This is a genomic window from Myxococcus sp. CA039A (assembly GCF_013336645.1).
GTDB lineage: Bacteria > Myxococcota > Myxococcia > Myxococcales > Myxococcaceae > Myxococcus > Myxococcus llanfairpwllgwyngyllgogerychwyrndrobwllllantysiliogogogochensis.
In genome coordinates, this window is the sequence record NZ_JABUMQ010000124.1 from 21420 (window position 1) to 28739 (window position 7320).

The 7320-nt window shown below is 69.6% G+C and carries 8 protein-coding genes; 5 read left to right on the plus strand and 3 right to left on the minus strand.

Annotation, left to right across the window (positions count from 1 at the left end; genetic code table 11):
* Positions 1 to 254 precede the first annotated feature (254 nt).
* Positions 255 to 1448: a D-Ala-D-Ala carboxypeptidase family metallohydrolase gene (locus tag HR086_RS21475; protein WP_174466527.1), complete on the plus strand. Its 1194-nt coding sequence runs from the start codon at positions 255 to 257 to the stop codon at positions 1446 to 1448.
* Between the two features lie 12 nt (positions 1449 to 1460).
* Entirely contained in the window at positions 1461 to 2555 is a 1095-nt protein-coding gene (locus tag HR086_RS21480) for a lipopolysaccharide assembly protein LapB (RefSeq protein ID WP_174466528.1), read from the plus strand.
* Here the strand turns inward: HR086_RS21480 and HR086_RS21485 are convergent.
* Both HR086_RS21485 and HR086_RS21490 read right to left on the minus strand, forming a co-directional pair.
* Positions 2546 to 3112 (minus strand): metal-dependent hydrolase, encoded by a 567-nt coding sequence (locus tag HR086_RS21485; protein WP_141643470.1) that lies wholly within the window; start codon positions 3110 to 3112, stop codon positions 2546 to 2548. The two genes, HR086_RS21480 and HR086_RS21485, sit on opposite strands and share 10 nt — an antisense overlap.
* Before the next feature lie 38 nt (positions 3113 to 3150).
* Positions 3151 to 3384 (minus strand): hypothetical protein, encoded by a 234-nt coding sequence (locus HR086_RS21490; RefSeq protein ID WP_174454476.1) that lies wholly within the window; start codon positions 3382 to 3384, stop codon positions 3151 to 3153.
* A gap of 165 nt (positions 3385 to 3549) precedes the next feature.
* Here HR086_RS21490 and HR086_RS21495 point away from each other — a divergent pair, with 165 nt between their 5' ends.
* The 3 genes from HR086_RS21495 to HR086_RS21505 all read left to right on the plus strand — a co-directional run bounded on the left by HR086_RS21495 (position 3550) and on the right by HR086_RS21505 (position 6973).
* A complete protein-coding gene (locus HR086_RS21495; protein ID WP_141643472.1) occupies positions 3550 to 4074 on the plus strand; it encodes a MarR family winged helix-turn-helix transcriptional regulator in 525 nt (174 codons plus the stop codon).
* Between the two features lie 107 nt (positions 4075 to 4181).
* Complete coding sequence (locus HR086_RS21500; protein ID WP_174459790.1) at positions 4182 to 5429, plus strand: HlyD family secretion protein; 1248 nt, start codon at positions 4182 to 4184, stop codon at positions 5427 to 5429.
* 2 nt (positions 5430 to 5431) lie between these two features.
* The gene (locus HR086_RS21505) at positions 5432 to 6973 is read left to right on the plus strand and encodes a DHA2 family efflux MFS transporter permease subunit (RefSeq protein ID WP_141643474.1); all 1542 of its coding nucleotides are present in this window, start codon (positions 5432 to 5434) and stop codon (positions 6971 to 6973) included.
* A 114-nt stretch (positions 6974 to 7087) separates the two neighbouring features.
* Here the strand turns inward: HR086_RS21505 and HR086_RS21510 are convergent.
* Positions 7088 to 7320: iron-containing alcohol dehydrogenase (locus HR086_RS21510; RefSeq protein WP_217441894.1), on the minus strand; the 233-nt coding region annotated here is incomplete at its 5' end.

A 7320-nucleotide genomic window follows, 5' to 3' on the forward strand; every position in this document is an offset into this window, starting at 1 on the left:
GTGGTGGACACAACCCCGCACGCGCGTCCTGTCGTGGAGGCCACGGGCGGTGTGCCTTCGAGGGCTGGGAGGCCATGCGACGAGGGGTGCCCTTCGAGGCGGGCGCATCGTCGAGCAGTGAGGGATTGGATTCCGGCGCGTCGGGTCAGTGACAGCGCTGAGGCGTGTGTCCCTGGCACGCGACGCGGCGCGGGTGAAAGTGCGCGGGCCGCTGTACGGCTGTCCCGAGCTCAGGGCGGCGGGGGGAGGCGCTCATGAACAGGAAGGCACGGTGGTGGGGGCTGGCGCTGGTGGCGCTCGTCGCGAGCTGCAAGTGCGGGAGCGAGTCGGACCCGACGGGCACGGGGGGCAGTGGAGAGCCTCCGCCCCTGGTGGAAGTCACCACGCCGGAAGGGGGTGAGCCGGTGTCGCTGGCCATCATCGAGGCCTTCACGCGACGCGAGGAAACGCCTCCGCGCACGTCGTTCGTGACGAGCGAGGAGCTGGTGGTCCGCGCGCGCGTCACGGGCGGCGAGGCGGGGTTGGTGGACCGCATCAAGTGGACGGTGACACCGGTGGGCACGCGCACCGGGCCCGCGGAGCCCGCCACGGCGACAGGCGCCGAGCTGACGTTCCGAGGCAAGTCCGCGCAGTCGGTGGCGGGCAGTCGGGACCCCAACCCTCCGCTCGAGTACGAGGTGTTGGGCGTGCTCGACCTGGAGGATGGCCGCGGGCTGGAGGTGAAGCTGCCTCCGTCCTCGTTCCTCCGCCAGGACGAGACGGACACGCTGAGACAGGAGTACGTGGATTACGACACGGACTTCCAGCCGACGCTGGCGAACATCCGCGTGCCGGGCAACACGACGCTCAACCGGGGCAACTACACGCTCGTCGCCGAGGAGACGCCGGGCGACCTGGACAAGCTGCTCCAGGACGTGGACGCCGAGCTGAACAAGCTCCTCAAGGATGACGTGCAGGTGGTGCCGGTGGGGACGGTGACGAGGAGCCCCGCGACGGTGGTCGTATCGGCCGGGGGGTCGGTGCTGATGCTCGGGCCCCTGGGAGACACCACGCCGAGCGGCGATGACGTGTGCGCGGGACTCCGGGTGGGCGGCCTGTGCGCGGGTCCCATCCTCGCCGGGCCGAACCGGCGGGCGGACACCACCGCGAACAACCGCGTCGCGACGGTGAGCGTGGAGCCCTTCATCACCAGCGCGTTCCGCAATCCGCAGCGCAACCGGTTCATCGGCTCGGGCTCCATCAACAGCCGTCACACCCGGGGACGCGCGCTCGACATCGACCCGCGCTCCATGGTGGTGCCCGGCAGGGATGCGCGGCAGCTCATGTGTCTGGTGGAACTCGCGGGCATCCGGGTGGTGGGCGAGGAAGACAGCTTCACGGAGAACGGGCCGGTGACGTTCCTCGACTGCAATGACCCGGCGGCGGACCACGTCCACATCCAGCGGTAGCAAGGAGGGCAGATGAGCGCGAAGGTTCTACTCGTCGCGGTGTGGGGGGTGCTCACGCCCGTGTTGGCACAAGTCCCGTCGTCCGCGGCGCCCAAGCCCTCGGTGGCGACGCCCGCCACGCTGTCGCCCACGGCGAAGGAGGGCATCCGGTTGGCGCAGCGGGACTGTCCCTCGGATGGCTTCGACAAGGCGCGCTGCGCGAAGGCCATCGCCCTGCTGGAGGAAGCGGCGAACGAGAACCCGAACCAGCAGGACGTGCAGCTCGCGTTGGCGCAGGCGTACTGGAACACGTCGTTTCGCGAGTCACCGCAGGCGCGCTCCAGGGGGGACTTGCGGCAGCGCTCGCTGGACATCTACCAGCGGCAGGTGGAGCTGGGCTCGAAGGATGCCAGGCCCTACTGGGAGCTGAGCCTTCGACAGAAGGACGAGGCGCAGCGGCTGCCGTTGTTGCGCCGCACGGTGGAGCTCAACCCGGTCCATCCGCAGGCCAACCGGGAGCTGGCGCGCACGGAGCTGTCGGTGGGGGAGGTGGACGCGGCGGTGCGCAGCTACCAGAAGCACCTGGAGGTGAGCCCCTATCGCGACTCGAGTGATGCGCTCGCGCACCTGGACTTCGCGAAGCAGTTGGAGGGCGCGGGACGCCCGAAGGACGCGGCCCAGGTGACCGAGCGGGTGTCGACGCTCATGCAAGGCGAGCGTCGTGCCACGCGCTGCGAGGTCTGGCGGTCCGCGGACCCGAAGCTGTACGCGCAGAAGGCGGAGCTGTCGAAGAAGGTGAAGGAGCTGCTTCCCTACTGCACGGAGACCGCGTCACTCGAGCAGGCGGCGGAGCTGGAGCGCCAGGGGCGGGTCGACGAGGCGATTGTCGCCGCGAAGCGACAACTGGAGGAGAACCCGAAGCCCGAGGCGACCCACGTCATGCTGGAGCGCCTCTATCAGAGCAAGGGCGAGCCGGCGCAGGCCGCGCAGGTGGCCACGCAGACCCTGGAGCAGGAGCCCGATGCGAAGGAGAAGTGCGAGCGCTTCCGCGAGCTCGCGCCCACCACCGTGCGGGCCATGCCGCAGGACCAGGTGGAGGCGCTGCGGCGCGACTGCCATCAGCCGTGAGGGCCACTTCGCTCGGCGCTCCCGGGTGCGGGTGCCTCGCGCTCCCCGAGGAAGCGCCGCCGCAAGGTCTTCGTCACCTCCGCGTCCCAGCGCGGGGACAGCAACTCGACGAAGGTCCGCCGCCAGCGCAGCGCGCACGCGAAACACGCCAGCGTGGTGATGAGGCCGATGACGGCGTTCTGCCACGAGGAGAGGTTCCACTGCCCCTGCCAGAACCACTCCCGGAAGCTGGTGGGCCAGTAGTAGTAGATGGGCCACCCCGGTCCGCTGCCCGCGAGGTCGCAGAGCAGGTGCAGGTGGAAGGTCCCCAACGCGAGCAGCCCCACGCGCAGCCGTTGTCGCGCCAGCCCCATGCACACCGCGGCGGTGAGGAGCGCCCCCACGTAGCCGTGGAACAGCACGTGGTGATAGCGCACGTACAGCTCCTCGCCCCCCAGCAGCGTGAGCCCATCCAGGTCCGGTGCCAGGCCCGCGCAGGTGACCAGGATGCGGTCTCTTCGCTCGCGCAGCCCCTGCGCCGCCAGCCACGAGAACTCCGCATGGACGAGGGGATTCATGAAGCCCCGGAGCCTACGTCAGCGGCGCGTCCCCGTGCTCACGTGGGCACGGGCGAGCGACGGGGCGTACCCAGGAGTTCCAGCGTCCGCACCGCCACGTCCGCCAGCGTGGCCGAGCACGGCTGGCAGCCTCCACCGCAGCAGGGGGACCAGTCCCCCTCCGGGTCCCTGAGCAGGCCATACACGCAGCTGCGCAGGGAGTCCGGCAGCCCGGCCTCCTCGGAAGCACGGCGCAGCGCCTCCTGCACGGTGGGGTCCTTCACGTCGAGCACACCCCTTCATAACGGTGCGCGTGGCCCTTGGGGATTCGCCTTCACTCCCCGGGCAGGCGAGCAGCCCTGCCTGTCTCTTTCTGGCGCCCTCCCGCAGATTTCTATTGCGCCCACTAGTTAGGGGCCTTACGAGTTGGGGGCGGCATCTTTTCGCCGCGCATCGAGATGAGCGTGAGTCCTCCTCCCATCACCCGCTTCGAGCGGTTGCAGCGACTGGCGCGGCGCTTCCCGCAGCTCGACACGAGCGGCCTGGAGACGTGCATCACCCTGCTGCGCCTGTCGAACGATTTATCCGACGCCTACGACGCCAGCCTGGCGCGACACGGGCTGTCGAAGGGGCGCTTCACCGTGCTCGTCCGGCTGTTCTCCACCAGCGAGGCGGAGGATGGCCGAGGGCTCACGCCGGCGGAGCTGGCGGAGAACTCGTGTGTGAGCCGCGCCACCATGACGGGCCTGCTCGACACGCTGGAGAAGGACGGCCTCATCTCCCGGGAGGACCACCCGGAAGACCGCCGCATGTACACCGTGCACCTCACGCCGAAGGCCCGGCAACTGCTCGAAGGGATGCTCCCCGAGCACTACCGCCGCGTCGCCGCGCTCATGTCTCCGTTGAACGAGCAGGAACGCGTCACCCTGCGCGAGCTGCTGGCCAAGGTCTCCACCGGCATCCCGGCCTTCCGGGAGCCGTGAGCCACCCCCTGAACCCTTGATTCCCCTTTGCCGATTCGGCGGATGAGCCGCTGCGTCCAGATGGTTAGCCACCAAATCATCGACCCGCTGAACCTTTGAGAACCACCATGAGCACTGCTTCCCCTTCCCTGGATGTGCAGGACAACGATGTTCCAAAGAACCTCCCCACCGTCGTGAAGGAGCCCGCCGCGCCGCGCTCGCGAGCGAAGAAGGTGTTGCCCGCCCTCGTCGCGCTGGCGCTGGTGGGAGGTGGCGCCCGCTGGGTGCTGACGCGTGGCCACGAGTCCACGGATGACGCGCAGGTGGAGGGCCGCATCGCCAACGTGTCGCCGCGCGTCTCCGGCATGGTCGCCAAGGTGCGGGTGAGCGACAACCAGGCGGTGAAGGCCGGCGACGTCCTCGTCGAACTGGACTCCACGGACCTGGACGCGAAGCTGGAGGTGGCCCGCGCGGACGTGCTGAGCGCGGAGGCCCAGGCGTCCAACGCCCAGTCGCAGCTGGCGCTCACGGAGGTCAACGCCGGCGCCAACCTGCGCCAGGCGCGCGGCGGCGTGGTGCAGGCGAACAGCGGCATCAGCTCGTCCAAGGCGGCGCTGGACCAGTCGCACGCGGACGTGGCGGCGGCCGAGGCCCGCTTCAAGCTGGCGGACGCGGACATGACGCGCGTGAAGACGCTGAAGGCGGAGGGCGCGGTGACGCAGGCGGACCTGGACGCGCGGCAGTCCGCGTATGACCAGGCGAAGGCGTTGCTGGACGTGGCGCGCGCGCGGCTGACCTCCACGCAGGCGGGGGTGCAGGGCTCCTCCGGTGGGCTGGAGACGGCGCAGGGGAAGCTGGCCGCCGCGGAGACGGGGCCGGTGCAGGTGCAGGCGGCGCAGGCGGCGGTGAAGCTGTCCGACGCGAAGCTCAAGCAGGCCCAGGCGGCGCTGCACCTGGCGGAGCTGGCCGTCTCCTACACGAAGGTGCGCGCGCCGGTGGACGGCGTGGTGAGCCGTCGCACGGTGGAGGTGGGGCAGATGGTGGGCCCGGAGCGTCCGCTGATGGCGGTGGTGCCGCAGGACGACGTGTGGGTGGTGGCCAACTTCAAGGAGGACCAGGTGGGCGAGATGAAGGCGGGCCAGCCGGTGGAGGTGGAGGTGGATGCCTTTGGGAGCCACGCCTTCAAGGGCCATGTGGACAGCCTGGCCGGCGCCAGCGGCGCGCGCTTCGCGCTGCTGCCTCCGGACAACGCGTCCGGCAACTTCGTGAAGGTGGTGCAGCGCATCCCCGTGCTCATCCGCTTCGACGGTGAGTCGCAGGTGGCGCTCAAGCCGGGCATGAGCGCCGTCGTCACCGTGGACACGAGGAGCAACTAGTCGTGAAGGGCGACGTCATCACCGGCTCCAAGGCCGGCATCACCATCGCCGCCATGGCCGCGGCGCTGATGTCCGTGCTGGACATCTCCATCGTCAACGTCGCGCTCAGCGACATCCGCGCGAGCTTCGGCACGCCGTTGGACCAGATTGCCTGGGTGTCCACCGGCTACATGATGGCGAACGTGGTGGTCATCCCGATGACGGGCTGGCTCCAGCGGCGCTTCGGTTTCCGGCGCTACTTCACCGCGTCCATCCTCATCTTCACCGCGGCCAGCGTGCTGTGTGGCCTCGCGTGGGACCTGCCGTCGCTGGTGGCCTTCCGCATCCTCCAGGGCATGGGGGGTGGCGCCATCATCCCCACGTCGCAGGCCATCCTCTTCGCGCGCTATCCACAGAAGGAGCACGGCATGGCCGGCGCGCTCTTCGGCCTGGGCGCGGTGACGGGGCCGCTCCTGGGGCCCACGGTGGGCGGCATGCTCATCGAGGTGGCGAGCTGGCACTGGATATTCCTCATCAACCTGCCGGTGGGCCTGTTCGCCGCGTTCATGGCGTGGCGTCACATCAAGCAGGAGGACTTCGCGCCCTCCACGGCCCGCGTGGACCGGTGGGGAATCGCCCTGCTCGCGGTGGGCATGGCGGCGCTCCAGTTCGTGCTGGAGGAGGGCACGCGCGAGGACTGGTTCGACAGCATGAAAATCACCGTGCTCGCCGTGGTGGCGGGCGTGGCGCTCATCACCTTCATCGTCCACCAGTTGGAGACACCCGAGCCGGTGGTGGATTTGAGGGTGTTCGCCAACCGCTCCTATGCGGCGGCCACGGGGGTGAACTTCCTCGTCGGGACGGCGCTGTTCGGAGGCTCGTTCCTCTTCAGCCTCTTCTGCGGCACGGTGATGCACTACTCGGCGCTCGACATCGGCCTGGTGTTCCTCAAGGGCAGCTTCATCCAGGTGCTGTTGATGCCGCTCATCGGCAAGTTCGGCGGCAAGCTGGACGGGCGGTGGCTGGTGGGCCTGGGCATCGTCGGCATGTGCTTCTCGCTGTGGACCAACGGCCACTTGAGCAGCACGGCGGACGAGGCGGCGCTGATTACACCCGTCTTCATCCGCGCCTGCTCCATGGGCTTCATCTTCGTGCCGCTGTCGGTGATGGCGCTCAGCAACCTGCGGCCGGACCAGCGCGGCAACGCGGCGGGGCTCTTCAACCTGACGCGCGAATTGGGAGGCTCCATCGGCACCGCGTGGATGAGCAGCGCGCTCAACCGGCTGACGAAGGTGAACACCACGGCGCTCGCGTCGCACGTGGACCCGTACAGCCAGGTGACCCAGGAGCAGCTCGCCGCCCTCAAGGCCACGGTGGCCGCGCGGGTGACGGACCCCCTGGCCGCCGCCTATGGCCTGTTCAGCCAGCGCATCAACATGCAGGCGCTGGTGCGGGCCTTCAACGCCAACTTCACCGTGCTCACCGCCATCTTCGCGTGCTCACTGGTGCTGGTGTTCCTCCTCCAGCGCGCCAATCCCGGCGTGAAGGTGGAGGGCGCTCACTGACGTCCGGGCGGCTCGCGCCGCGCACGCGCTGAAAACACAAAAGCGGGTCCGCTCTCGAGGAACGGACCCGCTTTCGTGTTTCCAGGCGGCGGAGAAGAGGCCCGCCGGTTCATCTCAGCGCCGGGGGGCGCGGACTTGCGCGGGCTTGCGACGACGGCTCAGCAGCGTGGCCATGGCCAAGAGCGCGGTGGCGGCGACGAACGGAGCGCCGCCCGTGGCCGACGCGCCACAGCCCTGCGCGCCGCTGTCGGACATCGGGTTGTGGGTGCCATCGCCAGGATTGTTCACCACGCCGACGTTCGGCGTGCCGGTGCCGGGCAGCGTGGGCACGGTGATGACCGGAGGCG

Coding starts and splice junctions, on each gene's coding strand:
- HR086_RS21480 (WP_174466528.1), top strand. CDS start 1,461: ATGAGCGCGAAGGTTCTACTCGTCGCGGTGTGGGGGGTGCTCACGCCC.
- HR086_RS21475 (WP_174466527.1), top strand. CDS start 255: ATGAACAGGAAGGCACGGTGGTGGGGGCTGGCGCTGGTGGCGCTCGTC.
- HR086_RS21500 (WP_174459790.1), top strand. CDS start 4,182: ATGAGCACTGCTTCCCCTTCCCTGGATGTGCAGGACAACGATGTTCCA.
- HR086_RS21485 (WP_141643470.1), bottom strand. CDS start 3,112: ATGAATCCCCTCGTCCATGCGGAGTTCTCGTGGCTGGCGGCGCAGGGG.
- HR086_RS21495 (WP_141643472.1), top strand. CDS start 3,550: ATGAGCGTGAGTCCTCCTCCCATCACCCGCTTCGAGCGGTTGCAGCGA.